The sequence below is a fragment of the Micromonospora sp. M42 genome, from assembly GCF_000568915.1.
Lineage (GTDB): Bacteria > Actinomycetota > Actinomycetes > Mycobacteriales > Micromonosporaceae > Micromonospora > Micromonospora chalcea.
Genome location: NZ_KK037233.1, coordinates 6,624,709 through 6,625,446 on the forward strand (window position 1 = coordinate 6,624,709; position 738 = coordinate 6,625,446).

Here is a 738-nt window from a genome sequence, read left to right on the forward strand (position 1 = left end):
CCGTCGGCCTCGCCGTGCTCGACGTGCTCCAGACCTGGCTGGCCGACCCCCGCGCGGAGACCACCCGCCTGGCCCTCGCCGTGCGCGACGGCGACCCGGTGCACGCCCCCGTGGCCGGGCTGCTCCGCGTCGCCCAGGCCGAGCAGCCCGACCGTTTCCTCCTGCTCAGCCTCGACACCACCGACGACGCCGCCATCCGTTCGGCGCTGGCCGCCGCCGACGACGAACCCGAGGTGGCCGTCCGCGACGGCCGCGCGCTGCTGCCCCGCCTCCGCCCCGTCGAGCGGCCCCCGGCCGGCGCGCCGCTCGCGGCCCTGGCCGGCGGCACCGTGCTCCTCACCGGCGGCACCGGCGGGATCGGCCGGCACGTCGCCACCCACCTCGCCACCGCGCACGGCGTCACCGAACTGGTGCTGGTCAGCCGCAGCGGCCGGGCCGGCGACTGGACGACCGCGCTGACCGACGCCGGCGTCACAGTGCGGGTGGTCGCGGCCGACGTCGCCGACCGGGCGGCGCTCGCCGAGGTCATCGCCCCGCTGGCCGACCGGCTCGTCGCCGTCGTGCACGCCGCCGGGGCCACCGACGACGCCCTGCTCACCGACCTCGACCCGACCCGCTGGGCCCGAACCCTGCGCGCCAAGGTGCACGGCGCCTGGCACCTGCACGAGCTCACCGCCGGCCTCGACCTGGCCGCGTTCGTGCTCTTCTCCTCGGCCGCCGCCACCTTCGGCAGCCCCG

The 738-nt window shown here is 78.9% G+C and carries 1 protein-coding gene; it reads left to right on the plus strand.

Translation table 11 applies throughout. The annotated features are described in order from the left end of the window. On the plus strand, nt 1-738 hold a 738-nt coding region (locus MCBG_RS30590; RefSeq protein WP_043329877.1), incomplete at both ends, for an SDR family NAD(P)-dependent oxidoreductase.